We start from the raw sequence: 23,655 nt of genomic DNA, 5'->3' as shown, positions 1-23,655 counted from the left end.
ACATCGGTGGAGGGCTTTGCCTTGCTGTGCGCCATCAGGGACTCGAACCCCGGACACGCGGATTAAGAGTCCGCTGCTCTAACCAACTGAGCTAATGGCGCCGGTCAACGAGGTAAATACTACCTGGTCCGAGGGGGTGCTCCGAACCAGGCGCGGGGCGGGGCGTCAGCTCGGGCGGAGGAGATGGTCGCGGCCCCGTTCCCGGAAGGCCCCGGCAAGGGCATCGCGCTCGGCCGGGGTCAGAATCCGGTACGCCGCCGCGCCGGGCGGCCGCCACCACAGCTCGTCGGCGCCGCCCCAGAACCCCTCCCGCCGCAGCTCCCCCCGCCGCACCTTGTTCGTCGCGGTGACCGGCATCCGGTCCACCACCCGCACGAAGCGGGGCGCCATCTTCGTACCGAGGTCCCCCTGGCCGAGCAGAAACTCGCCGAACGCGAGTGGGTCGAAGGACACCCCGTCGCGCGGCGCCAGCGTCGCCATCACCTGGTCCCCGGCGACCGGGTCGGGCACCCCGTACACGGCGACGGCGGCCGCGGCCGGCCAGCGGGCCAGGATGTTCTCGATCATGGCGGGGGCGAGGTTCTCGCTGTCCACGCGGATCTTGTCGTCGCCGCGCCCCGCGAAGTACAGGAATCCCTCGGCATCCCGGTAGAAGAGGTCGCCGGTCCAGTACCAGCCGTGCTCGCGCACCCGCTCCGCGTACGCGGCGTCGTTGCGCCAGTACCCCTCGAAGGGCGAGCGCCCCCGGTTGACCAGCTCGCCGATCGCCTCGGCCCCGTTGACCAGCCGCCCGCCGGTGTCGAAGGCGGCGGGCGGGCACTCCGCCCCGGTCGCGGGGTCGAGGACGACGAGGTCGTCGCGGGGCGCGGCCCGCCCGATCGCGCCGGGCGGGGTGTCGGCGGTGCGCTGCACGGCGGCGCCGCCCTCCGACGAGCCGTACCCCTCGACGAGCCGCACGCCGAACCGCGCCTCGAAGCGGGCCGCGTCCACCGCGCCCGCCTCGGTCCCGAACCCGACCCGCAGCGGGTTGTCCTTGTCGTCGGGCCGTTCCTCGGTGGCGAGGAGGTACTGCACGGCCCGCCCCACGTAAGTGAAGTAGGTCGCGCCGAACCGTCGTACGTCGGTCAGGAACCCGGTCGCCGAGAAGCGCCGCCGCAGCGCCACCCCCGCGCCCGCCGCGACGGCCGGCGCCCAGTCGGCGATGACCGCGTTGCCGTGGAAGAGCGGCATGCAGATGTAGTGCACGTCGTCGGCGCGTATGCCGAAGGTGTCGACCAGGGAGTGTCCGGCGGCGGCGAGCCGGCCCTGGCTGCACAGCGCGGCCTTCGGGGCGCCGGTCGAGCCCGAGGTGAAGTAGAGGAGCATGCGCGAGCCGGGCCCGACGCGCGCGGCGATCTCCGGCTCGGCGCCCTGGTAGGGGGCGAGCAGTTCCGCGTAGGCGCCGGTGTCGGTGACCAGGACGCGGACGCCGGGCAGCCCGAGCCCGTCGAGCAGCGGCAGGTGGGCGCGGTCGGTGACCAGCACCCGGCATTCGGTGTGGGTGATGTCGCGGGCGAGTTCGGCGCCGCGGCGGGTGGGGTTGAGACCGGCGACGGCGGCCCCGGACAGCGCGGCGGCGCCGAGCCACTGCGGGAACTCCGGGGTGTTGTCGAGCAGCACGCCGATGTGCGGCTCGGCGCCCCGGGGCAGCAGGTCGCCGAGGAGCGCCGCGCGGGCGGCGGCGCCCGCGGTGACCTGGTGGTGGCTGAGCGACCGGTCCTCGTACGCGAGTCCCGGCCGGTGGTCGTCCCACCGGGCCTGGACCAGTTCGGCGAAGGTGCGCGTGTCGGATCCCATGGCCGCGCACCATAATTGACGTACCGTCAGAAAGGGAGAGCGCGGATCGAAGGAGCGGATCGGCAGATCAGAAATCCTCGGACGTGACCGCCAGCGCGGTGACGGCGAAGAAGACGCAGAACCCCACCACGAACAGTACGAACAGCGCGACGCACCCCATGCCCACCGCGAGCGCCACCGGCCGGTACGGCTTGGCCGTCGCTCGCTCGGGGGCGTCGGCGGCGTAGCGCAGCACGACGATGTCACCCTCCACGATCGTCGCGGGCCCGTCCTCCTCGCTGACCCGCATCTGCCGGCCGTCGCCGGTGGTGAACTCGTACACGTGGTGCTGGTGCGTGATCGGGCTGTCGCCGCCGCTCGTGGTGGTGTACGCGCGCAGACAGCGCGCCTCGGCCGTGAGCCCGCCGCGCCAGGCGGCGCGCAGCCGCAGTGCGCGGCGCAGCAGCACTCCGCCCATCGCCAGGGCGCCGCACGCGATGACCGCCGCTACGGCGCAGAAAATGAGACCCACGTCCCCACCCCCGTGACAGGACACTCCCCCGCACGCCGGCGAGAGCTCACCGGCGTACGGGGAAGCTACCCGGGGCCGGGCCCGGATTCGCTCAAGGGAAGCTCAGAACATCCCTGCTCGGAACGTCCGCGCTCAGAACGTGACGTCCGAGCACGAGTAGAACGCGTTCGCCGTGTCCGCGATCGTCCACACCGCGAGGATCACGTGGTGGCCGGACTTGCCGGAGGGCAGGGTGCCGGAGTGCGAGAGGGTCGCCGGGGGCTGGCCGCTGTAGGGCACCGTGAGGAACGGGGTGGTGTCCAGGGCGGCGCGGGTCAGCGGCTGACTGTCGTTCCAGCCGTTCTTGGTGACGTAGTAGCGGAAGTCCGTGGTGGAGTGCCGCGCGGTGAACTGCCATCTGAAGGTGTAGCTCTGACCGCCCGTCACCTTGGTGGTCGGCCAGGCCGAGCCGTTGGGTTGCTTGGCGGCGTTGAGCTGGCCGAACTCGCTGTGGTTCGCGGAACAGATCTGACCGTCGGCGGGGCCGGCCGCCGGGAAGCCCTTGGGGCCCTCGACGCTCTGCGGCTCCCACTGGATGTTGCCGCAGTTGGCGACGGTGCCGTTGGCGCAGAGTTTCTGCCGGCTGATGGGCAGATCGGTGTACCCGTGGCTGCTCGCGCCGCCCGCCGACAGGGCGAACGCCCCGGCGGTGGTGAGGCCGAGCAGGGCCGCGTAGATCTTCTTTCGCATGCTGCCGCTCCTGGGGGTGTGGGGACTTCCGGAAGCCGTGCGCACAGCAAAGTACTAGGTCTAGACCAACTCCCAATGTATTGCCGGGAGTTGAACATGTCCATACCAATCACGGGTTTCCGGAAGCTCCGCGTCACTCCCCGCGGCCGGTGTAGAACGCGACCGTCAGATCCTTCACCAGCGCCTTGCGCTCGTAGTCGTCCAGCTCGACCAGGCCCCGCGTGGTCAGCCGCGTCACCGTGTCCTCCACCGAGTCCACGACCGAGGTGAGCACGCTGTCCCGGTGCTGCGCGTCGAGCGCCGCGATCCGGCGGCGCTGCATCGCGGCCGCCACCTCGGGCGCGTACTCGATCCGGGTGGGCTGCGCGGAGAACACCTCGATGCCGACCGGCTCGGCGTCCGCGGCCAGCCTGCGGGTGAGCCGGTCGCCGACGGCCTCGGCGTTGCGCAGGGTCGGCGCGTCCTCGTGGAAGGCGTCGGCGGGCAGCTGCGACAGCACCCGCGCCATGTCCGCCTCCACGCACTCGCGCAGATACGTCTCGTGGTCCTCGACCCCGAACGTGGCGCGGGCCGTGTCCTTGATCCGCCACACCACGAGGACGACGACGCGCAGCGCGACCCCGTTCGCGTCGACCGCGGGCATCGGCTCGCTGCGCCAGTGCCTAAGGCGTACGTCGGTGCGGCGGCGCAGCAGCAGCGGGTTCACCCACAGCAGCCCCGACTTGCGCACCGTGCCCCGGTACCGGCCGAAGAGGGTGAGCACCCAGGCCTTCCCGGCGCGCCCGCGCGCGAGTCCGCCGAAGCCGAACAGGGCGAGCGCGCCGGAGCCCGCGACCGCCGCCCACTGCGTGAGCCCGAGCCCGGTGCCCTCGTAGCGGGACAGCCCGGCGACCTCCGTGACGATCTGCGGCAGCGCCCCGGCCCAGCCGAGCGAGGCCACCGCACCGGCCGCACCGGCCAGCCCGCCGAGCACCCCGAGCGCGCCGGGCAGCGCGCGTCCGCCGCGCTCCGCCAGCTCGTAGTCGATGGCGGGCGCCGGGCGGGCGGGGGCGCGCGGCGGCATCCGGCGCGGGGCCATGGTCCTGCCGTTGCCGCCCTTGACGGCGCCCGTGCCGACCACCGCGGGGCGCAGCGGCACGGCCACCGGGTCCGGGTCGTCACGGAAGAGCAGGTGGACCGGGATCTCGGTGGTCGCCTCGTTGTGGATGAGCCGCGCGCCGCGCGGCCGTTCCCCGGTCTCGGTGGATTCGCTCATCGCTACCTCGTCGTTCTCTCGCTCTGCCCCGGCATACTCACGGTCGCGGCCGCCGCCGCGGTCCCCGGCACGGTCACCCGTCGTCTCGGCTCCGGTCATGGTCATGAGAAGAGCCGCCGCCAGGTCTCCGGCCCGGGATAGCCGTCGGCCGCCGCGCCCCGCCAGCCCTGGGCGCGCTGGAACGCCTCGACGGCCCGTCGGTCCGCCTCGCCCCAGCGCGGGGTCGGGCCCTGCGCGTAGTACTTGCCGAATCCTTTCTTCACGAGCTGCTTCCCGAGCTTCGTCACGGCGGCGTCGCTCGCGCCCGGGCGGAACACCGCCCGGCCCGGGAAGGCCGGCACCTTCGTGGCGCCGGAGCCCTTGGCGCCCGAGGCGCCCTTGCTCGCGCCCGGGATGTCCTTGCCCTTCCCGGTGACCAGGTACGACCAGGTCGTCGGCCCGGGAATCCCGTCGGCGTCGGAGCCGCTCCAGCCCTGGGCCCGCTGGAACGCCTGGGTCGCCTTACGGTCCGAGTCGCTCCAGCGCGGCCCGGGGCCCTGGCTGTAGAACCGCTTGCCGCCGCGCTCCACGAGCAGCTTCCCGAGCTGGGTGACGTAGGCGTTGTTCGCCCCCGGGCCGAAGGACCCGGCGCCCGGGAACTTCGTCGTCGACGTGCCCGCGCCGGAGGTGCTGCCCGCCTTCACGCCCTTGTAGCGGTAGGCGAGGTACTTGCTGGAATTGCTCCAGTACGCGTACGGGGTGGACTGCTTCCTGGTGCCGGGGCGGGTCTGCTCGTACGCGATGTAATAGCTGCGCGTGTAGTCCGTCCACCCGCCGAAGATCGTGACGTGCGAGCCCTTCTCCGGGTCGGACGGGTTGTGGAAGAGCAGGATGTCGCCGGGCTGGAGCTGCGCCTTCGTGATCCGGGTGCCGAACGCCGCGAGGCTGCCCGTCCACTCGTTGCCCGGCAGGTCCCACGCCATGGAGACGAAGCCCGAGCAGTCCTGGCGGTAGCCGTCCTTGTAGTACTTGTCCATGCTGTACGGGACCTTGGCCGTCACCCAGATCTTGGCGCGGTTGATGATCGCCGACCGGGTCGTGCTGCGCAGCGCCGTCTGCTGCGCCAGGTCCACCGTGCCCGCGGCCTGGCCCGGCGCTCCGTGCAGCGCGCTGGTGCCGCCCTGCGGGGTGATGTCGTCGTCGCCCGGTGCGGGGTCACCCGGTCGTGCCTCGTGCTGCCCGGCCGCGGTGGCCGGGGTCAGCTGGACACCGCCGATGACGGTGCCGGCCGCCGCGGCGACGGCCAGGGCGTGCCGCGCGCCGAGCTTGGTGCGTCCCGGCGGCGCGGTGCGCCGCCACTGGACGCACCCCGCGCAGCGGCAGCCGCCCGCCGGGTCGTAGTCCTCGAATACCGGAGCCTCCATGCGATTCCCCTCACACTCCAGAGCCGCCAACGAACTGACGAGCCTCGCCTTCGCACGCAGGCAGCGTCTCAACTGTCCGGACAAACCGCATGTTGACGGTCCGAATGATGGAAATCGGCACAAATCACCATCCTCCCCGGCGCGGCGACTGGCCAACGGCGGTCCGGAGCACCCCGGGAGTTCGGGTAAAGTTATGCAGGTCAGCGGGCGCCATTAGCTCAGTTGGTTAGAGCAGCGGACTCTTAATCCGCGTGTCCGGGGTTCGAGTCCCTGATGGCGCACAGCAAGACGAAGGCCTCCCACCAGCGTGGGGGGCCTTCGTCGTTCACAGGGTTCTCACAGGTGCGGGGCGCGCGGTCCGTTCGGAATGCTTCGGAAACTTTCACAGGCGATAGCAGGCAAGCCCGCAGTAAGACCGGTAAACACCGTGTTTCGCTCCGTATCGCCCTTGCGATCATCAGGTGGGGCGCAGCACCCTATGTTGGAGCTTTGGCTCCAAAGAGACTTACGGTGCACGGTAGTTGCCGCCCGCTCGGCGGGGGTGCCGAGGCGGGGTTCGGCGGGAGTACGGCGCGATCCGGTTGCTCAAGGCGCGGGGACGGGGGCCCCGTTCATGAAGCGATGCCGAGGGGGGCATCATGCAACCGGAAGGTTGTCGTTCCAGTCTTAGAGAGGGTGGGACGGTGGCCAGCCACTGAGACGCCCGGGATGGTCGAGGGGGACCGGTCACGGGCGCAGGACCGACGACCACGCGGTGACTCGCGTGCGGGGGGATGACTCAACATGACGTCGACGCCGACGGGCGCCCGCGGGCAGTTCGACCCGTCCGAGACGACCCAGCTGCGGGTGCCACCGCACCGCACCGGCGGCTTCAAGCGAATAAAGAAGACGCTGCCGCGCTACGACTACGAGCACTACAGCCGGCTCGCCGGGCCCCTCACCCAGCCCGATCCGAGCAAGCCGTACACGGTGCAGTACCGCTCACTGCTCTCGCAGGAGCCGCACCGGATCCGCGCGGCGCTCATGCTGGGTGCGGCCCCACTGCTCTCGCTCGTCCTGCTGTTCTGGCTGCTCCAGCCCGAGCACTGGACCAAGCGCGACTACGTGAAGTACGACTTCCTGCCCGCGCTCGACATCGTCATGCTCGTCGCGATCGGCCTGATCGAGCTCTTCCGCTGCATGAACGTCCTGTCGAACGCGCACGCGACGCTCGTCGCCCGGGACCCGATCCCAGTCGTGCCCGAGACCGGCACGAGAGTGGCGTTCCTGACCTCGTTCGTGCCCGGCAAGGAGCCGATCGAGATGGTAACGAAGACCCTGGAGGCGGCGGTCAAGCTCCGTCACCGGGGCCTTCTTCACGTCTGGCTCCTCGACGAGGGCGACGACCCCGAGGTCAAGGAGGTCTGCGCGCGGCTCGGCGTGCACCACTTCTCCCGCAAAGGCGTCGCGAAGTGGAACCAGGCCAAGGGCCCGCACCGCGCGAAGACCAAGCACGGCAACTACAACGCCTGGCTGGACGCGCACGGCGGCGACTACGACTTCTTCGCCTCGGTCGACACCGACCACGTGCCGATGCCCAACTACCTGGAGCGGATGCTCGGCTTCTTCCGCGATCCGAACGTCGGGTTCGTCATCGGCCCGCAGGTCTACGGCAACTACGACAACTTCGTCACCAAGGCCGCCGAGTCCCAGCAGTTCCTCTTCCACGCGCTGATCCAGCGCGCGGGCAACCGCTACGGCTCGCCCATGTTCGTCGGCACGTCGAACGCCGTGCGCATCAGCGCGCTCAAGCAGATCGGCGGCCTGTACGACTCGATCACCGAGGACATGGCGACCGGCTTCGAGATCCACCGCCACAAGAACCCGGCGACGGGCAGGAAGTGGCGCTCGGTGTACACGCCGGACGTGCTGGCCGTGGGCGAGGGCCCCAGCGCCTGGACCGACTTCTTCACGCAGCAGATGCGCTGGTCGCGCGGTACGTACGAGACGATCCTCAAGCAGTACTGGAAGGGCTTCTTCACGCTCCCGCCGAGCAAGCTCTTCAACTACACGATGATGATCATCTTCTACCCGATGGCCGCCATGAACTGGATTCTGGCGGCGCTGAGTTGTGCCCTGTTCCTGGGTCTCGGCGCATCGGGCGTGAACATCGACCCGACGGTCTGGCTGATGCTGTACGGCAACGCGTCGGCGCTGCAGATCGGCCTCTACATCTGGAACCGCCGGCACAACGTCTCGCCGCACGAGCCCGAGGGCTCCGGCGGTGTGGCCGGTATGGTCATGTCCGCGCTGTCCGCGCCGCTGTACGCGAAGGCGCTGGTCGACTCGCTGCTGCGCCGCAAGAGCAAGTTCGTGGTGACCCCGAAGGGCGACTCGGCCAGCCCCGACCGGTGGTTCGGGACGTTCCGCTACCACTGGTACTTCATCGTCATCTTCGGCGCCTCGATCACGGCCGGCTTCGTCCTCGGGCACGCGCACCCCGCGATGATCACCTGGGCCTGCTTCGCGCTGCTGATCACCGCGCTGCCGATGTTCGCCTGGCGCTACATGCTGCGCCAGGACAAGAAGAAGCCGAAGCCGCCCGCAGGCGCCCCCGCCGAGCAGCAACAGCAGCCGCCGCACCCGGCCGCGCAGCCGCACGGCGTGCCGCAGCAGAAGCCCAGTTGGGCCGCCGCTCAGCGCGGCGACGCCGACGGCGGCAACGACCAGACCATGCAGATCTCCCTGGGGGGACGTAACAAGTGAAAGACGGTGCGAGCCGCCGCCGTGCCCGACGCATAGCCATCGGCACGGTGGTGGTACTGGCGCTCGCCGGGATGAACGGACCCTGGCTGTATCGCTTCGGATCGGCCAAGTACCACGACTACAAGATCAACAGACCGGAGTACAAGGCCGAGAACGGGCACTGGGACGTCATCGACTTCCCCAAGGACCTGCGCCTCAACACGATCCACGCGGCACTGCTGCACACCGGGAAGATCCTTTTGATCGCCGGGTCGGGCAACAACCAGAAGAACTTCGACGCGAAGAAGTTCGACACCCGGCTCTACGACCCGGTGAAGAACACCATCAAGAAGATCCACACGCCGGCCGACCTGTTCTGCACGGGCCACACGCAGCTGGCGAACGGGAACCTGCTGATCGCGGGCGGCACCAAGCGCTACGAGAAGCTCAAGGGCGACGTCACCAAGGCCGGCGGCCTGATGATCGTGCACAACGAGGACCCGGACGCGCCGAAGACCATCAAGGCCGGCACGAAGTTCACCGGCAAGGAGAACGGCAAGACGTTCGTCGCCAAGGACAACATCGTCGTCCCGCGCGCCAAGAAGGTCTTCGACCCGGCGACCGGCGCCTTCCAGCGCAACGACCCCGGGCTCGGCCGCGTCTACGTCGAGGCGCAGCGCTCCGGCACCAAGTACGAGACCGGCACCCAGGACAACTACCGGGTGCAGGGCCTCTCCGGCGCCGACGCGCGCAACGTGTACGGCATCGCGCAGAAGCTCGCGCTCGACAAGAAGGACTTCCAGGGGATCCGCGACTCCTTCGAGTTCGACCCGGTCGCCGAGAAGTACATCAAGGTCGACCCGATGAACGAGGCGCGCTGGTACCCCACGCTGACCACGCTCTCGGACGGCAGGGTGCTCTCCGTCTCCGGCCTCGACGAGATCGGGCAGCTGGTGCCCGGCAAGAACGAGGTGTACGACCCGAAGACGAAGAAGTGGACGTACCTGACCAAGGACGTCCGCCAGTTCCCCACCTACCCCGCGCTGTTCCAGATGGAGAACGGCAAGATCTTCTACTCGGGGTCGAACGCGGGGTACGGCCCGGACAACGTCGGCCGCAAGCCCGGCGTCTGGGACCTGACGAACAACAAGTTCCAGAAGATCCCCGGCCTGTCCGACGCCGACCGGCTGGAGACGTCGAACACGGTCGAGCTGCCGCCCGCGCAGAGCCAGAAGTACATGGTGATCGGCGGTGGCGGTGTCGGCGAGTCCAAGCTGTCCAGCAACAAGACCCGGATCGTCGACCTGAAGGACAAGAACCCGGCGTTCACCGACGGGCCGACGCTGGAGAAGGGCACCCGCTACCCGCAGGCGTCGGTGCTGCCCGACGACTCGATCCTCGTCTCGGGCGGCTCGGAGGACTACCGCGGCCGCGGTGACTCCAACATTCTCCAGTCCCGGCTCTACGACACGAAGACCAACTCCTTCAAGCGGGTCGCCGACCCGGCGGTGGGCCGCAACTACCACTCGGGATCGCTGCTGCTGCCCGACGGCCGGGTGCTGTTCTTCGGCTCGGACTCGCTCTACGCGGACAAGGCCGACACCAAGCCGGGCGTGTTCGAGCAGCGCCTCGAGATGTACACGCCGCCGTATCTGTACCGGGACTCGCGGCCGACCCTGGAGAGCGGCGAGAAGACCATCGCGCGCGGCGCCTCGGCCACGTACAAGACGGCCCACGCCTCGTCCATCAAGACGGCGCGGCTGATCAGGCCGAGCGCGTCCACGCACGTCACCGACGTCGACCAGACGTCGATCGCGCTGGACCTGAAGAAGTCCGACGACTCGGTCACGGTGACGGTCCCCAAGAGCCGGTCACTGGTCGAATCGGGCTGGTACATGCTGTTCGTGACGGACGATCAGGGCACGCCCAGCAAGGCGCAGTGGGTGCACGTGCCGTAGCCCCCTAGGGGCGCGGGGAACTGCGCGATCAGCCACGACGAAAGCCGCGGTCGCGTCCGCTCATCAACCGAGCAGACGCGACCGCGGCTTTGTCAGTTACCGGCGTTGGCCAGCTTCACGGCGTACGCGCCCCACCAGGCGCCGGCCTTGGGCCCGCCCTTGCAGGTGCCGTCGGACTCGCCCGGCCGCTTGACCCACAGATACGCCTTCACCAGCGGGTCGCCGGTCTTCGTGGTCGGGGTCTCGCCGAGGGCCCGCCCCGGCGGGTTGCACCAGCGCTCGTTCGGATCGCCGCCCGTGTACGGCCCGTTGCCGTTGCGGCTGGTGTCGACGACGAACGGCTTGCCGCCGACCTTCGCCGAGAGCTCCTTGCCGTAGGTGATGGAGTCCTCGGTGGAGTAGAAGTTCGACACGTTCACCGAGAAGCCGTCGGCCTGGTCGATGCCGGACCGCTGGAGCGGCTGGAAGATCTGCTCGGGCTTGCCCCAGCCCGCGTTCCCCGCGTCCAGGTAGACCTTGGTGTCCTTCAGCGACTTGAGCTTGGCGACGGCGCCCTTGAGCAGGTCGTAGCGCTCCTCGTGGAACTGGCCGGGCGTGCAGTTGTCCACCATGTGCTGCACCGCGTCCGGCTCCAGGATCACCGTCGCGGGCCGGTCGCCGATGCCTGCGGCGACCTGGTCGATGAACGCGCGGTAGGTGTCGCCGTCCGCGGCGCCGCCCTGCGAGTAGTTGCCGCAGTCGCGGTGCGGGATGTTGTAGACGACGAGCAGCGCGTCCCGGTCCGCCTTCTGGGCGGCCTCCGTGTAACCGCGCGCCTGCGACTCCGCGTTCTCCGGCAGGAGCCACTCGCCGCTCGGCTGCTCGGCGATCTTGCGCACCGCGGACGCGGCGGTGTCCTTGCCGTCCTTCTCCAGCGCGGCCACGGCCTCCGCCGCCTTGCTGTCCGGATTGACCCAGAACGGATCGGCGCCCTTCGGCTGCTGCCCGACCGGACGGGCCGAGCCGTCGTCGCCCTCCTTGTCGCCTCCGGAGGAACACGCGGACACGAGCAGCGCCGCCCCCACGACGACCGCGCCTGCCCTCAGTTTCCGGTACATCCACTCCCCCTTGGGTGCACTGTCTGGCCCTCAATCGTGACATACGTCCCGGCACGACCACGAGGCCGGACAGCGCTTGTCAAAGACCTGTTACAGCACGCGGGAGCAGGGTAGGGGCTCGGGCGTCGGGGGCCTTGCCCGTGCGGGGGGAAGAGGTGGCACACATGTCACAGGAGACCCGCGAACTGCGGCTCGCCGCAACGCTGGTGGAGTTCGCCGACACCCTCATCGGTGACTTCGACCCCGCGCTCCACCTGAGCCGGCTGGCCGACCGCTGTGTGGAGTTCCTGGGCGCGCGGGGCGCCGGGGTGACCCTGCTGGAGGGGAGCGGCCGGCCGGGCCCCGTGGTGCACAGCGCCGGCCAGCAGCCGTCCGTCAGAGAGCTGCTGGAGTGGGAGCAGGAGTCCGGTCCGGTGCGCGAGAGCCTGGCGTCCGGGAAGGCGGCGCGGGCGGTCCCGCTGGCGTCGCGGGAGGCCGCCGCCCGCTGGCCCGAGTTCACCGCGGCCGCCCGCCGGTTCGGGATCGCCTCGACGTACGCGGTCCCGCTGCGCCGGCACGAGATGCTGCTCGGCGCGCTCAGCGTCTACGCCCCGCACCCGCCGTCCGCCGGCGGCGAGTTGGCGATCGCACAGACACTTGCCGACGCAACGACCGTGGGGCTGCTCAATCATCGTGCTTACGCCCAGTACAGGAAGCTGGCGGGGCAGCTGAGAGAAGCGCTTGCAAGCCGTGTGCGGATCGAACAGGCAAAGGGGATGCTCGCCGAGCGCTGGGGAACGTCACCGGACGGCGCGTTCGACACATTGCGGCAGTACGCGCGGCGGAACCGGCTGCCGCTCGACCAGGTCGCCCGCGCCGTGGTGCACCGTGCCCTGACCGACGTACAGCTGCACCCCGACAGGTCCGGACCTGGCTGATCAGGGGCTCTGACCTGCTTCGACCACGCAGCGCAACCATCCTCGTACTTGGCGTCAAACGGCCTCTATCCTGGCCGCCGCATCCGTCCTAGAGTCGGTGCCGGTGGCCCCAGACCTCGGCCTTCAGGACCGGGAAGGCTCCCCGCCTCGGGGAATGTCTCCTTCAAGCCTCCTGCGCCGGCGCCGGGTTACTCCCGCAGCCCGCTGCGCGCGCGGTCGAGGACCAGTCCGGCCGGCGGCTCCGGGGGGAGCGGGCCGCCGGCCGGCCAGGTGCGGCCCACCGTCAGCTCTTGGCGCGGGCCGGCTCTTCGATGCCCGACAGGTACGCGGAGACGACGACGTTCGCCGTGTAGGTGCGCGACGCCTTGTCGAAGGTGCCGCCGCAGGTGATCAGGCGCAGTTCGGCGCGGGCGGGGTCGTGCGGGCCGTACGCCTTGGCCGGGTCGAAGTGGGCGCGGTCGTAGACCTCGACCTCCTCGACGGTGAACGCGGCGATGGAGCCGTCGTCGCGGACCACCTTCACGGTGTCGCCGGGCTTGGCCTCGCTGAGGTGGTAGAAGACGGCCGGCCGGGTCTCGGTGTCGACGTGCCCGACGAACAGGGACGTGCCCCGCTCCCCCGGGCGGGCGCCCGCGCCGTACCAGCCGACGACGCCCGCCTGGTCGTAGGGCGGCGGGTCGATCGCGCCGCCGCCGTCCAGACCGCGGGCGACGACGGGCGCCTGGATGCGCAGCGCGGCGACGTCGACGCGCTGCGGCTTCGCGCCCTTGACGGGCTTGTGGGCGGCGGGCAGCTCGGCCCCGAAGGGGCGGCCGACGGCGGCGGCGTCGCCGGTCGCGGGCCCCGAGAGGGACACGTCGGTGGCGCCGCGGCCCCACAGCCACAGGCCGAGCAGGAGCACGGCCCAGGCGAACCCGGTGATCAGCCGACCGGTGCCGGAGTGCTTGCTCATGGCGGGCTCACTGCCGGGCGGACCGGCGGCGCCGGACGCTGCGGAAGGCCACGGCGACGGCGGCGACCGCGGCGAGGACGAGTCCGATGACGGCGTGCCGGGTGCCGGGGCCCTCGCCGGGCACGGCCGCCTGGCCGGTGAGCGGGGCGGCCGCCGGGTGGGCCGCGGTGCCGCCGCCCCCGGCGTGCACGGGCGCGGTCGGCGTCGGGGCCGGGGTGTGGCCGCCCGGCAGCACCCGGACGCTGCCCTTGATCTCGGAGACGATGTCGTGGCCGGGGCAGACCACGAGGATCTCGTAGGTGCCGGGGGCCGCCGACGACTTCACCCGGGCCTCGCCGAACAGCGTCGGCTGATCGGCGGAGGGCGAGAGCGGCACGGCCGCCACGAACGCCGCCGACGACGCCTTACCGGTCTTCCCGTCGCAGCCGGAGACCCGCAGGTCGACCTCGGTGCCCGGGGAGACGCCGTAGGGGGTGACGGTGACGGATCCGCCGTCCTTCGCCGGGGCCGCGTGGGCCGCGCCGGCCGGCAGCGTCACCAGAACGGCGGCCGCGCCCGCGGCACGGAGAGCGAGCAGACCTGTACGCATCGTGAACCTCCTGTTACTGGCAGGTTCACGCGCCCGGCGGCATTCCGCATCCCGGGAGCCGCCGTGCGGCGGAGATCAGGCGGTCACACCAGGTCGACGAGGTCCGCGATGGAGTCGACGACGTGCGACGGCGTGAACGGGTACTTCGCGATGTCGGCGTCGCTGGTCAGCCCGGTGCGCACCAGGAAGGTCTGCATGCCCGCCTCCAGGCCGGCCAGCACGTCGGTGTCCATCCGGTCGCCGATCATGGCGCTGGTCTCGGAGTGCGCCCCGATCGCGTTCAGCCCGGTGCGCATCATCAGCGGGTTCGGCTTGCCCGCGAAGTACGGCTGCTTGCCGGTGGCCTTGGTGATGAGGGCGGCGACGGCGCCGGTGGCGGGCAGCGGGCCCTCGGTGGAGGGGCCGGTCTCGTCGGGGTTGGTGCAGATGAAGCGGGCGCCGTCGTTGATCAGGCGCACGGCCTTGGTCATGGCCTCGAAGGAATAGGTGCGCGTTTCGCCCAAAACCACGTAATCGGGGGCATGGTCGGTGAGCACGTAGCCGATGTCGTGCAGGGCCGTCGTCAGGCCCGCCTCGCCGATGACGTACGCCGTGCCGTCGGGCCGCTGGGACTCCAGGAACTTGGCGGTGGCCAGCGCGGACGTCCAGATGTTGCCGACCGGGACCTCCAGGCCCATCCGGGTCAGGCGGGCCTGGAGGTCGCGGGCGGTGTAGATCGAGTTGTTCGTCAGCACCAGGAAGGGCTTGCCGGAGTCGCGGAGCTTCTTGATGAAGGCGTCGGCGCCGGGGATCGGCACCCCTTCGTGGATGAGCACGCCGTCCATGTCGGTGAGCCACGAATCGATGGGCTTGCGCTCTGCCATGGGGTGCACTCCTGCGGTGTCGCTGCGAAACAAGTGAACTGGAGGGGCGCCGGGACGACTCTGTGCCGACGCCCCTCAGCCTAATCAGGATTGGGTGATCGCGACCCCGTCGATGGTCCAGAACCAGTTGTTGCCGCCGGTGTACCGGAAACGCACCTGCGCCGTGCTCGCGCCGCTGGGCACCTGGAGCGTCACGGTCTCGGTGCGCGAGGGGACGTCCGACGTGTACGTCTTCACGGAGACCGGGGCGGCGCCGCCGTAGGAGACCAGGACCTCGCCCTTCTGCGGGGACTCCTGGCGGTAGAAGGTCGTGTACGTGAGGGTGGCCGTGCGGCCGCCGGTGACCGGGTAGGCCGGGCTGATCAGCGTCGAGTCGAAGGTGCCGGTCACGGTCTTGTCGGACCACTCGTCGCCGTCGGCGACCGCGAAGACGTTCCGGGCCCGCACGTTGGACTCGCGCTGCTGGTCGCGCTCGGCCTTGGTCCAGAACTCGTCGGTGGTGAAGGTCCAGCCGCGCCACTCGGTGACGCCGCCGGTGCCCATCGCCGTGTTGTCGACCGACCAGCCGCTGGGCGGGGTGTGCGTGAAGCCGATGACGCCGGTCCCGATGCCGCTCTCGTCGACCGGGCCGGTGAGCTTGGCGCGCAGGCTGTCGAAGGCGTCCGGGGTCGGCTGCTGGATCGGGCGGCCGTCCAGGCCCCAGGCCGGGTCGATGGCGACGCCGAGGTGGGCGAGGGCGCTGGCCGCGATGTCGGGCATCTTCACGTCGTAGCGGGTGGACCCGGCGGTGACCGTGCCACCGACGGCGATCATGAAGGTCTGCCGCTCGGGCCAGGTCGAGCCGCCGTGGCCGCCCGCGTCGGTGTGCCCGTGGTCGGCGGTGATCAGGATCAGCCAGTCCTCGTTCGCGTACGTGGCACGGGACTTGACCGCGTCGACCAGCTGGCCGACCTGTCCGTCGACGCCGTGGATCGCGTCCAGGTACTGCTGGCTGGCGGCGCCGTAGCTGTGGCCCGCGTGGTCGACGTTGTCGAGCTGGAGGAAGACCGCGTCGGGATTGGCGCTCTTGAGCTGGGCGACGGCGCGGCTGGTGGTGCCGGTGTCGTACTCGGCGCTGGGCGTGGAGACGCGGGTGTCGACCTTCGCGGAGAAGACGGTGTCGGTGAGCGGCGCCCAGGAGGAGACGGCGTAGGTCGAAAGGGCGGGCTTCGCGGTCTCGATCCGGGTGAGAAAGTCCGGGTACTGGGAGAACTTGTGGCCGGTGAAGGTGTTGTCCTTCACGTTGTGCTTGTCGGGCCACACGCCGGTGATGAGGGTGGACCAGCCGGGCCCGGACAGGGTGGGGGCGAGCGGGTTGGCGTAGATCGGGCTGGGGGCGGTCAGGCCGGCCGCCATCAGGGCCTTCAGGCGCGGGGCGTCGGCGTCCTTGATCCGGCTCAGGAGGGTGCCGTCGAGGCCGATGACCAGGACCTTGGGGGTTCTGGCGGCGCCGAGGGCGGCGGTGGGGACGGTGGTGGAGGCGGCGAGGGCGGCGGCCGCGGTGGCGGTGCCGATGAGGAGAGTGCGTCGGGAGATGCCGGGGGTGGTGCGCGACATGCGGGTCCTCCGGTTGGTGGGGGCGTGCGACGGGTCTGGTCCGACTCCCCCATTCCAGCGGGGAGTTGGACCAGACCCGTTATCTTTTGGTGACACGGACGCGAATGCCCATGGACATTCGTCACCGTGCGATGGACTCAGCTGCCGGTCGCGGACTTCCAGTCGTCCACGTACGCCGTCAGGTTCTTGTCGATGTCGTTCCAGTCCGGCTCGAAGATCTCCACGCCGTCCATGATCTTGGCGAGGGCGATGGCGTTCTCGTCGGTGGCCTTGACGTCCGCGCGGGCGGAGAAGCCGCCGCCGATGGCGCTGACCTCCTGCTGCTGCTTCGCGGCGAGCATGAAGTCGAGGAGCTTCTTGCCGTTGGCGGTGTGCGGGGCGTTCTTCACGAGCCCGGCCGCGTACGGGAGGGCGAAGGAGGTGGGCTTGCCCGACGTGGTCCTCGGGAACCAGATGCCGAGGTTGGGCATGGTCTTGGCCTGGGCGTAGTTCATCTGCACATCGCCGTTGGCGACGAGGAGTTCGCCCTTGTCGACCTTGGGCGCGAGCTTGCCGGTGGAGGCGGACGGGCCGACGTTGTTGGCCTGGAGCTTCTTCAGGTAGTCCATGGCGGCCTGCTTGCCGCCGAAGTCGTGCAGGGCCTTGACGACGACGGCGGTGCCGTCGCCGGCGACGCCCGGGGTGGAGTACTGGAGCTTGTTCTTGTACGAGCCGTCGAGGAGCTCCTCCCACGTGGTGGGCGGTGTCTTCAGCTCCTTCTTGTTGTAGATGAAGCCGAAGTAGTTGTTGACGACGGAGGTCCAGGTGCCGTCGGCGCCCTTGTCGGCGCCGTCGACCTGGTCGGAGCCCTCGGGGCCGTACTTCGCCAACAGGCCCTTGCCGTCGGCCTGCTGGATGAACGGCGGCAGCGTCACGAGGACGTCGGCCTGCGTGTTCGTCTTCTCGCGGACGGCGCGCTGGACGACCTCGCCCGAGCCGCCCTCGACGTACTTGACCTTGATGCCGGTCTTGGCGGTGAAGTCCTTGAAGACCTTGTCGTACCAGCCGTCACCGTTCTCGCCCTTGAGGCCGTCGGCGCTGTAGACGGTGACGACCTTCTCGTCGGAGGCGGCGGAGCTGCCGCCGCAGGCGGTCAGGGAGGCGGCGAGGGCGAGGCTGCCGGTGACGGCGCCTACGGCGGTGAGCGTGTTTCTGCGCATGGCGAGGTGAACTCCGTTGGGCTGTGGGAAGGGAGGGTCAGCGGTACGAGGCTTTGGTGCGGATCCGCGACACGGCGAGCAGGACGATCAGCGTCGCGGCCATCAGGACCACCGCGATCGCGGAACCGGTGAACAGCGAGCCGCGGTCGGTGGTCGCGTAGATCTGTACCGGCAGCGGCATCCAGTCCGGCGGGTAGAGCATCATCGTGGCGCTCAACTCACCCATGGACAGAGCGAAGCAGAGCCCGGCCGCCGCGTTCAGGGACGGCAGCAGCAGGGGCAGCTTCACCTTCCACAGGACGTACGCGGGCCGGGCGCCGAGCGACGCCGCGGCCTGTTCGTAGACCGGGTCGAGACGCACGATGGCGGCCGAGACCGACTGGTAGGCGAACGCCGTGACAAGAATCGTGTGCGCGATGATGACGATCCAGCGGGTGCCGTTGAGCAGCATCGGCGGCTTGCTGAACGCCACGAGCACCGCGAGTCCGACCACGACGGACGGCACCGCGACGGGCAGCATGAACAGCGCGTCCATGGCCCGGCGCCCGCCCTTCTTCAGCGAGGCGGCGGCCAGCGCGGCCCACCCGCCGACCAGCAGCGCCAGCACGCTGGCCGTGACGGCGGTGACCAGACTGGTGGTCAACGCGGTGAGCGAGTCCCCGCTGGTGGCGGCGGAGTAGTGGCTCCCGGTGACCCCGGAGGGAAAGGCCCCGGACCAGTTGGTGGCGAAGGAGGCGGCGACGATGACGAGAAGGGGAAGGGCGAAGAGGGGCAGGAAGAGAACGAAGAAGACACCCCAGGTGGCCCACTTGCCTGTACGGCTATGCACCAGCACGAGAAAACTCCCCTGAGTGAAGGCGCCCCTTCAGGGGCGCGGGGAACTGCGCGAGCAACCCACCACAAGCCGCACTCGGCAACGCATCACGCACCCACACGGCGACTCACCACCCGATAAATCCCGTACAGCCCAACGGAGATGGCCACATTGACGACCGCCACGACACAGGCCCCCGGATAGTCCGACTCCAAAATGGCCTTGCTGTACACGAGCATCGGCAGCGTGGTGACCCCCTTGGCCCCGGTGAACAGCACGATCCCGAACTCGTTCAGGCACATCACGAGAACCAGCGACCCCCCGGCGGCCAGCGCCGGCAACGCCTCGGGCAGGATCACCTGCCGCACGATCCGGCCCGGCCGCGCCCCGAGCGACGAGGCGACCTCCAGTTGCGCGGTCTCCACCTGCGAGAACGCGGCGAGCAGCGGCCGCATCACGAACGGCGTGAAGTACGTGATCTCGGCGAGCAGCACGCCCCACGGGGTGGTGAGGAACTGGAAGGGCCCGGTGGCGGCGCCCGTCGCGTCCCGCCACAGGCCGTTGGCCATGCCCACCTGCCCGTACACGAAGAGCAGGGCGAGCGTGATGAGGAAGGACGGGAAGGAGAGGAAGACGTCGATGAACTTGGCGACGGCCCTGCCGCCGGGGAACGGCACGAACGCGATGATCAGCGCGAGCGTGAACCCGAGGACGAGGCATCCGGCCGTCGATCCGACCGCGAGCCACACGGTCGTACCGAGCGCCTCGCGGAACGCCGTCGAGGCGAAGACGTCGGTGTACGGCTTCAGGGAGGTCCCGCCGGTGTCGGGCTGGAGGGACTGCTGGACGACGAGGAAGAGCGGGTAGAGGAAGACGACGGCGAGGGCGACGACCGGCGGCAGCGCCCACACCCAACCGCCCACGGAACGGCGGGTTTTGGGGGCGGCCTCGGCCGGGGCGTCGAGCGTGACGCTAGTCATCCTCGGCCACCCCCGCGCGGAGCAGCACCGCGTCCTCGGGCGCGAAGTGCACGGTGACCCGCTCGCCGAGCGCGGGCGGCTGCCGCAGCTCGCGGACGTCCGCCTTGACCTGGCGTCCGTCCACCTCGACGTACAGCCGGTGGGTGGAGCCCCGCCACTGCACGTCGGCGACCGTGCCGGTGAGCGCGTTGGGCCCGTCGCCGAGTCCGACGAGGTGCGGGCGGACGCAGAGCGTGGCCGAGGCGCCGGCCGCGACGCCGTCCGTGGGCACCTTCAGCTCGGCCTGCCCGAAGGCCACCGAGCCCGAACCGACGCGTACCGGGAGGAGGTTGGCGCCGCCGACGAACGACGCGGTGAACTCGGTGCGCGGGGTGCGGTACAGCTCCTGCGGGGTGCCGACGTCCTGGAGCCGCGCCTTGTCCATGACGGCGATCCGGTCGGCCAGGGTCAGCGCCTCGACCTGGTCGTGGGTGACGTAGAGGATCGACACGTCGGGCAACTCGCGGTGCAGCCGTGCCAGTTCGCCGAGCATGCCGGAGCGGAGCTGGGCGTCGAGCGCGGAGAGCGGCTCGTCGAGGAGCAGCACCCCGGGGCGGATGGCGAGGGCACGTGCGATGGCGACGCGCTGCTGCTGGCCGCCTGAGAGTTCGCGCGGGTAGCGGCGCGCGTACTCCGCCATGCCGGTGAGTTCGAGGGCCTCGGTGACCCGTCCGGGTATCTCGCTCTTGGGTACTTTCTGCGCGCGCATCCCGAAGGCGACGTTGTCGGCGACGCGCAGGTGCGGGAAGAGCGCGTAGCTCTGCACGACCATGCCGATCCCGCGCCGGTGCGGCGGCAGGTCGGTGACGTCGCGGTCCCCGATGAACACCCGGCCGGATGCCGGTCTCACGAACCCGGCGACGGCGCGCAGGGCGGTGGTCTTGCCGGATCCGGACGGCCCGAGCAGGGCCATCACCTCACCGGGCTCGACGGTCAGCTCCAGGGAGTCGAGCACGGTGTTCCCGCCGTACGCGACACAGACCCGGTCGAACCGGATGCCGCTGCGGCCCTGCGTCATCAGGCCTCAACCTCTCTGTCTTCCAGTGCTCTCACGGCGCCCACGCTCCTCAAGGCGGGTGTCCCGGGCCGGTCCACTCGGCAACGGGACGGTGAACGGGCTCCCAAGGTTGGCCTAGACCCGTTACATTCCCGTTATCATCGCGCGTCGAAATGGCTCAAGCGGCCTGGCTGAAAAGGGAGTTGTCGCCCCTACCGCTCGTTTCCGCCCAGCCGCGTGGTGAAGGAGAACCGGTCGCCGCGGTACAGCGTCCGCACCCGCTCGGTGGGGTCGCCCCCGGGGTCGTAGGAGACGCGGTGGATCAGGAGCATGGGCAGCGCGGGCGGGGTGCCGATGAGCAGGGCCTCGCGGGGTGTCGCGAGGACCGTCTCGATGCGTTCGTCGGCGGAGCCGAAGTCGATGCCGAGGCGTTCGTGGACGTACGAGTAGAAGGACGAGTCGGGGTCGAAGTCGCGGTCGAGGTGCGGCATCCGGGCCACGGAGACGTAGGTGGACTCCAGGCCGACCCGCTCGTCGTCGGCGAGCAGCACCCGCTCCATGTGCCAGACGGGTTCGCCGCGCTCCAGGCCGATCTCGGGCGCGAGCGCGGGCGGGCACGGGAAGCGGTCGAGCCCGATGAGCGTGCGGCCGGGCCGTCGGCCCTGGCGGCGCACGCCCTCGGTGTACGAGGCCAGGGAGAGCGGCTGCTCCAGTTTGGGACCCGCGACAACGGTGCCCCGGCCGCGACGGCGCAGGCGCCCTTCGAGCAGCAGCTCGCGCAGCGCCTGCCGGACGGTCTCGCGCGACACGCTGTGCCGGACGGCCAGGTCGCGTTCGGTGGGCAGCGCCTCGCCTTCGCCCAACTCGGCTATGAGTGCGCCGAGTTGCGCTTTCACTGCGTAGTACTTGGGGATCCGGCCGTGCTCGGGAATGCCGTCGCGCACGGGGGCGCCGGGGGCCTGGGCGTGCGGGTAGTTCGGGTGGTCCACGCGGGGATGGTCCCAGACGCGGGTGAACGGACCGGGTCGGCGGGTCCCGGGGCGGGTGCGGAGCGGGTACGGGACGGCCGGTTTCAGTGCCTCGGTGCGCGCATCCGGCGGGAGCCGATCATGAGGGCGCAGCCCGCGGCGAGGAGGGCGCAGGCGGTGGCCCCGAGGCCGAGCAGGGAGGCGTCGCGGCCCGTCGCGGCGAGCTGGTCGGGCAGGGCCGGGGACGGGCCCGTCCCGTCGGCGGGGGTGATGGCGAAGGGGTAGCTGCCGGACTCCCCCACCCAGTCGCCGTCGTCGCCCCGGCGCTGCACGACGGCGGCGTCGGCGACGACGCGGCCGGGGCGGGTGCCCGCGGTGAAGGCGAGGCGGACCTCGGCGGTGACCGTCTTTCCGGCGCCGACGGGGAAGCCGGGGAAGCCGTCGTCGAGGACGCCGATGTTCTCGTCCTGGTCGGTGTGCTCGAAGGGCACGGGCCGCCAGCGGGAGCCGTCGTGGAACTCCATCCGGATCTGGCGGGCCTTCAGTTTCCGGTCCTTGTCGACGAGTACGAGGACGGGGTGGATGGCCGCGCAGCTCGTGCCGGTGGTGTTGGTGAGCTCGATCGACCAGCGGCGGTAGCCGTCGCCGGGGTGGTAGGCGTCCGGCCCCGGGTCGATACGGGCGTCGACGGGGAAGCGCGTTCCGTCCGCCGCCGCGTCGCAGGAGATGTCGCGGAGACTCTCGCGTACGGCCGGGGCTTCGCCGTGCGCCATCGCCGGGGGCGGTCCGGCGAGGGCGAGGGTGGCGGCGGTCGCGGTGAGGGCGAGAGCGATCGGACGGCGCAGTCGCATGCGGGGCCTTTGCTGGTCCGGGGTCGAGCGGTCGCGGGCACGGCCGCAGCCGTGGCCCCGCACCATGCCACTCCCGCCCGGCGCGACGGCCGCGCCACGGCCGTCTACAAGCCCATAACCATCAAATAGCCCGCGAAGAGCCCTCGGTCGGCCCAGTTCGAGCCGTCTCCCGGCCGGTCAGCTCTGGTGGGCGGGGAAGGCCCCGTCGCCCCGGCCGAAGAGCGGCGCGAGGATCAGCTGCGCGGCGCCCTCGACGACGAGGGTGGCGCCGCCGGGCGCCCCGCGCACCGGTATCGCCGGCCCGCATCCCCCGCGCCGCGCCCGCGCCCGGAGCACCGCGCCGACGCCGTCCACGAACCGGTCCTCGGCGGCGAGGACGGTCCGGCCGCCGAGCAGGACGGCGTCGATGTCGAGCAGGCTCACCAGGTTCCCCGCGCCCTCGCCGAGCACGCGCGCGGCCTCGTCGAGGCCGGCGTCGGTGCCCCGCGCGACGGCGGCCAGGCACAGTGCCTCGATGCAGCCGCGGTTGCCGCAGTCGCAGCGCGGGCCGTCCAGCTGGATCACCTGGTGGCCGAACTCCCCCGCCCCGGTCCGCGCCCCGCGGTACGGCTTGCCGCCGAGGACGAGCCCGGCGCCGAGGCCGGTGCCGAGGTGGAGGTAGACGAAGGAGCGCGCGCCGTCGCCGTCGGCCCCGAGGGCGAGGCCGAGCGCGGCGGCGTTGGTGTCCTTGTCGACGACGACCGGCAGCCCGAGCCGCTCGGCGAGCGCGTCGCGCAGCGGGAAGCCGTCCCACTGCGGGAAGCCCGTCACCCGGTGCAGCACGCCGTCGGTGTGGTCGAGCGGGCCGGGCACGGCGACGCCGACGCCGAGCGCCTGCCCCTGGGGGACCCCGTCGAGCAGCCGGTCCACCTCGCAGGCCGCGGCCGTGAGGACGGCCCCGGCGCCCGCGCCCAGGTCGAGCGGGACCCGGCGGCTCGCGACGACCGTCCCCGTCAGGTCGGTCAGGACGGCGTGCAGTTCGTCGCGGTCCAGGTGCAGGCCGATCGCGTGCCCGGCGCCAGCCACCAGGCCGAGGACGGTGCGCGGCTTGCCGCCGGTGGAGGCGCGGCGGCCCGCCTCCACGACGAGGCCCTCCTCCCGCAGCCGTGCGGTGATCTTGCTGACGGCCTGCGGGGTGAGACCGGTGCGCTCGGCGAGTTCGAGCCGGCTGATCCCGGTCCGCCCCGCGGTGCGCAGCAGGTCGAGGACGAGGGCGGCGTTGTGTCCGCGCAGGGCGGTCAGGTTCACGCCCGCGGTGGGCCTTGCGGGGGCGGGCCTGACGTGCGGGGCGTGCGGGACATGGGTGTTCACCGCTCCATTGTCCCTCCCGCTTGCACT

20 protein-coding genes and 2 tRNA genes are annotated in these 23,655 nt (G+C 71.0%); 4 read left to right on the top strand and 18 right to left on the bottom strand.

From position 1 onward, the window contains the following. Positions 1-27: 27 nt before the first annotated feature. The 6 genes from ACFVDP_RS18910 to ACFVDP_RS18885 form a co-directional block, all read right to left on the bottom strand. Positions 28-101 (bottom strand) — tRNA-Lys (locus ACFVDP_RS18910). 64 nt (positions 102-165) lie between these two features. Continuing rightward, a complete protein-coding gene (locus ACFVDP_RS18905; protein WP_383490781.1) occupies positions 166-1,836 on the bottom strand; it encodes an AMP-binding protein in 1,671 nt (556 codons plus the stop codon). Positions 1,837-1,903: 67 nt separating this feature from the next. Continuing rightward, the gene (locus ACFVDP_RS18900; protein WP_383490779.1) at positions 1,904-2,347 is read right to left on the bottom strand and encodes a DUF3592 domain-containing protein; all 444 of its coding nucleotides are present in this window, start codon (positions 2,345-2,347) and stop codon (positions 1,904-1,906) included. A 132-nt stretch (positions 2,348-2,479) separates the two neighbouring features. Further along, positions 2,480-3,076: a lytic polysaccharide monooxygenase gene (locus tag ACFVDP_RS18895; protein ID WP_383490777.1), complete on the bottom strand. Its 597-nt coding sequence runs from the start codon at positions 3,074-3,076 to the stop codon at positions 2,480-2,482. 133 nt (positions 3,077-3,209) lie between these two features. Continuing rightward, positions 3,210-4,331 carry an SPFH domain-containing protein gene (locus ACFVDP_RS18890; protein WP_383490775.1) on the bottom strand — a complete coding sequence of 374 codons (1,122 nt, stop codon included), beginning with the start codon at positions 4,329-4,331 and terminating at the stop codon, positions 3,210-3,212. A 101-nt stretch (positions 4,332-4,432) separates the two neighbouring features. Next, on the bottom strand, positions 4,433-5,734 hold the full coding sequence (locus ACFVDP_RS18885) for a peptidoglycan-binding protein (protein ID WP_383490774.1): 1,302 nt from the start codon (positions 5,732-5,734) through the stop codon (positions 4,433-4,435). Between the two features lie 207 nt (positions 5,735-5,941). Between ACFVDP_RS18885 and ACFVDP_RS18880 the strand changes: the two genes are divergently transcribed. The 3 genes from ACFVDP_RS18880 to ACFVDP_RS18870 all read left to right on the top strand — a co-directional run bounded on the left by ACFVDP_RS18880 (position 5,942) and on the right by ACFVDP_RS18870 (position 10,416). Continuing rightward, positions 5,942-6,015 (top strand) — tRNA-Lys (locus ACFVDP_RS18880). Between the two features lie 502 nt (positions 6,016-6,517). Next, on the top strand, positions 6,518-8,479 hold the full coding sequence (locus tag ACFVDP_RS18875) for a glycosyltransferase family 2 protein (protein WP_383490773.1): 1,962 nt from the start codon (positions 6,518-6,520) through the stop codon (positions 8,477-8,479). Continuing rightward, complete coding sequence (locus tag ACFVDP_RS18870) at positions 8,476-10,416, top strand: galactose oxidase-like domain-containing protein (protein WP_383490771.1); 1,941 nt, start codon at positions 8,476-8,478, stop codon at positions 10,414-10,416. The genes ACFVDP_RS18875 and ACFVDP_RS18870 overlap by 4 nt, the downstream gene beginning before the upstream one ends. Before the next feature lie 92 nt (positions 10,417-10,508). Here ACFVDP_RS18870 and ACFVDP_RS18865 read toward each other — a convergent pair whose 3' ends face one another. Next, positions 10,509-11,513 (bottom strand): glycoside hydrolase family 6 protein, encoded by a 1,005-nt coding sequence (locus ACFVDP_RS18865; RefSeq protein WP_383490769.1) that lies wholly within the window; start codon positions 11,511-11,513, stop codon positions 10,509-10,511. A 164-nt stretch (positions 11,514-11,677) separates the two neighbouring features. Between ACFVDP_RS18865 and ACFVDP_RS18860 the strand changes: the two genes are divergently transcribed. Then, positions 11,678-12,430 (top strand): ANTAR domain-containing protein, encoded by a 753-nt coding sequence (locus ACFVDP_RS18860; RefSeq protein ID WP_383490767.1) that lies wholly within the window; start codon positions 11,678-11,680, stop codon positions 12,428-12,430. A 283-nt stretch (positions 12,431-12,713) separates the two neighbouring features. Here ACFVDP_RS18860 and ACFVDP_RS18855 read toward each other — a convergent pair whose 3' ends face one another. The 11 genes from ACFVDP_RS18855 to ACFVDP_RS18805 all read right to left on the bottom strand — a co-directional run bounded on the left by ACFVDP_RS18855 (position 12,714) and on the right by ACFVDP_RS18805 (position 23,628). Beyond that, positions 12,714-13,382 carry a class F sortase gene (locus ACFVDP_RS18855; RefSeq protein WP_383490765.1) on the bottom strand — a complete coding sequence of 223 codons (669 nt, stop codon included), beginning with the start codon at positions 13,380-13,382 and terminating at the stop codon, positions 12,714-12,716. Between the two features lie 7 nt (positions 13,383-13,389). Next, positions 13,390-13,971, bottom strand: a complete 582-nt coding sequence (locus ACFVDP_RS18850) for a hypothetical protein (RefSeq protein ID WP_383490763.1) — start codon at positions 13,969-13,971, stop codon at positions 13,390-13,392. Between the two features lie 83 nt (positions 13,972-14,054). Continuing rightward, a complete protein-coding gene (locus ACFVDP_RS18845; protein WP_383490958.1) occupies positions 14,055-14,795 on the bottom strand; it encodes an HAD-IIA family hydrolase in 741 nt (246 codons plus the stop codon). Between the two features lie 123 nt (positions 14,796-14,918). Then, a complete protein-coding gene (locus tag ACFVDP_RS18840; RefSeq protein WP_383490761.1) occupies positions 14,919-16,430 on the bottom strand; it encodes an alkaline phosphatase family protein in 1,512 nt (503 codons plus the stop codon). Positions 16,431-16,567: 137 nt separating this feature from the next. After that, positions 16,568-17,629: a 2-aminoethylphosphonate ABC transporter substrate-binding protein gene (locus ACFVDP_RS18835; RefSeq protein ID WP_383490760.1), complete on the bottom strand. Its 1,062-nt coding sequence runs from the start codon at positions 17,627-17,629 to the stop codon at positions 16,568-16,570. Between the two features lie 37 nt (positions 17,630-17,666). Beyond that, positions 17,667-18,464, bottom strand: a complete 798-nt coding sequence (locus tag ACFVDP_RS18830) for an ABC transporter permease (RefSeq protein ID WP_383490758.1) — start codon at positions 18,462-18,464, stop codon at positions 17,667-17,669. A gap of 86 nt (positions 18,465-18,550) precedes the next feature. Beyond that, entirely contained in the window at positions 18,551-19,423 is an 873-nt protein-coding gene (locus tag ACFVDP_RS18825; RefSeq protein ID WP_383490756.1) for a 2-aminoethylphosphonate ABC transporter permease subunit, read from the bottom strand. Beyond that, positions 19,416-20,480 (bottom strand): ABC transporter ATP-binding protein, encoded by a 1,065-nt coding sequence (locus ACFVDP_RS18820; protein ID WP_383490754.1) that lies wholly within the window; start codon positions 20,478-20,480, stop codon positions 19,416-19,418. The genes ACFVDP_RS18825 and ACFVDP_RS18820 overlap by 8 nt, the downstream gene beginning before the upstream one ends. Positions 20,481-20,671: 191 nt before the next feature. Further along, positions 20,672-21,448 carry a GntR family transcriptional regulator gene (locus ACFVDP_RS18815; protein ID WP_383490752.1) on the bottom strand — a complete coding sequence of 259 codons (777 nt, stop codon included), beginning with the start codon at positions 21,446-21,448 and terminating at the stop codon, positions 20,672-20,674. 83 nt (positions 21,449-21,531) lie between these two features. After that, a complete protein-coding gene (locus ACFVDP_RS18810) occupies positions 21,532-22,278 on the bottom strand; it encodes a hypothetical protein (protein ID WP_383490750.1) in 747 nt (248 codons plus the stop codon). 177 nt (positions 22,279-22,455) lie between these two features. Further along, on the bottom strand, positions 22,456-23,628 hold the full coding sequence (locus ACFVDP_RS18805; RefSeq protein WP_383490748.1) for an ROK family protein: 1,173 nt from the start codon (positions 23,626-23,628) through the stop codon (positions 22,456-22,458). Positions 23,629-23,655: the final 27 nt, after the last annotated feature.

This window comes from Streptomyces sp. NPDC057694 (genome assembly GCF_042799415.1).
Lineage (GTDB): Bacteria > Actinomycetota > Actinomycetes > Streptomycetales > Streptomycetaceae > Streptomyces.
The sequence above is the reverse complement of the archived record's forward strand: the minus strand, read 5'-3'. Positions and strand labels throughout refer to the sequence as shown.

Bases quoted from the DNA above. Each gene is read 5' to 3' on its own strand.
- ACFVDP_RS18845 (WP_383490958.1), bottom strand. From the start codon at position 14,795: ATGGACGGCGTGCTCATCCACGAAGGGGTGCCGATCCCCGGCGCCGAC.
- ACFVDP_RS18895 (WP_383490777.1), bottom strand. From the start codon at position 3,076: ATGCGAAAGAAGATCTACGCGGCCCTGCTCGGCCTCACCACCGCCGGG.
- ACFVDP_RS18865 (WP_383490769.1), bottom strand. From the start codon at position 11,513: ATGTACCGGAAACTGAGGGCAGGCGCGGTCGTCGTGGGGGCGGCGCTG.
- ACFVDP_RS18835 (WP_383490760.1), bottom strand. From the start codon at position 17,629: ATGCGCAGAAACACGCTCACCGCCGTAGGCGCCGTCACCGGCAGCCTC.
- ACFVDP_RS18890 (WP_383490775.1), bottom strand. From the start codon at position 4,331: ATGAGCGAATCCACCGAGACCGGGGAACGGCCGCGCGGCGCGCGGCTC.
- ACFVDP_RS18855 (WP_383490765.1), bottom strand. From the start codon at position 13,382: ATGAGCAAGCACTCCGGCACCGGTCGGCTGATCACCGGGTTCGCCTGG.
- ACFVDP_RS18820 (WP_383490754.1), bottom strand. From the start codon at position 20,480: ATGACGCAGGGCCGCAGCGGCATCCGGTTCGACCGGGTCTGTGTCGCG.
- ACFVDP_RS18905 (WP_383490781.1), bottom strand. From the start codon at position 1,836: ATGGGATCCGACACGCGCACCTTCGCCGAACTGGTCCAGGCCCGGTGG.
- ACFVDP_RS18850 (WP_383490763.1), bottom strand. From the start codon at position 13,971: ATGCGTACAGGTCTGCTCGCTCTCCGTGCCGCGGGCGCGGCCGCCGTT.
- ACFVDP_RS18810 (WP_383490750.1), bottom strand. From the start codon at position 22,278: ATGCGACTGCGCCGTCCGATCGCTCTCGCCCTCACCGCGACCGCCGCC.
- ACFVDP_RS18885 (WP_383490774.1), bottom strand. From the start codon at position 5,734: ATGGAGGCTCCGGTATTCGAGGACTACGACCCGGCGGGCGGCTGCCGC.
- ACFVDP_RS18840 (WP_383490761.1), bottom strand. From the start codon at position 16,430: ATGTCGCGCACCACCCCCGGCATCTCCCGACGCACTCTCCTCATCGGC.
- ACFVDP_RS18825 (WP_383490756.1), bottom strand. From the start codon at position 19,423: ATGACTAGCGTCACGCTCGACGCCCCGGCCGAGGCCGCCCCCAAAACC.
- ACFVDP_RS18860 (WP_383490767.1), top strand. From the start codon at position 11,678: ATGTCACAGGAGACCCGCGAACTGCGGCTCGCCGCAACGCTGGTGGAG.
- ACFVDP_RS18875 (WP_383490773.1), top strand. From the start codon at position 6,518: ATGACGTCGACGCCGACGGGCGCCCGCGGGCAGTTCGACCCGTCCGAG.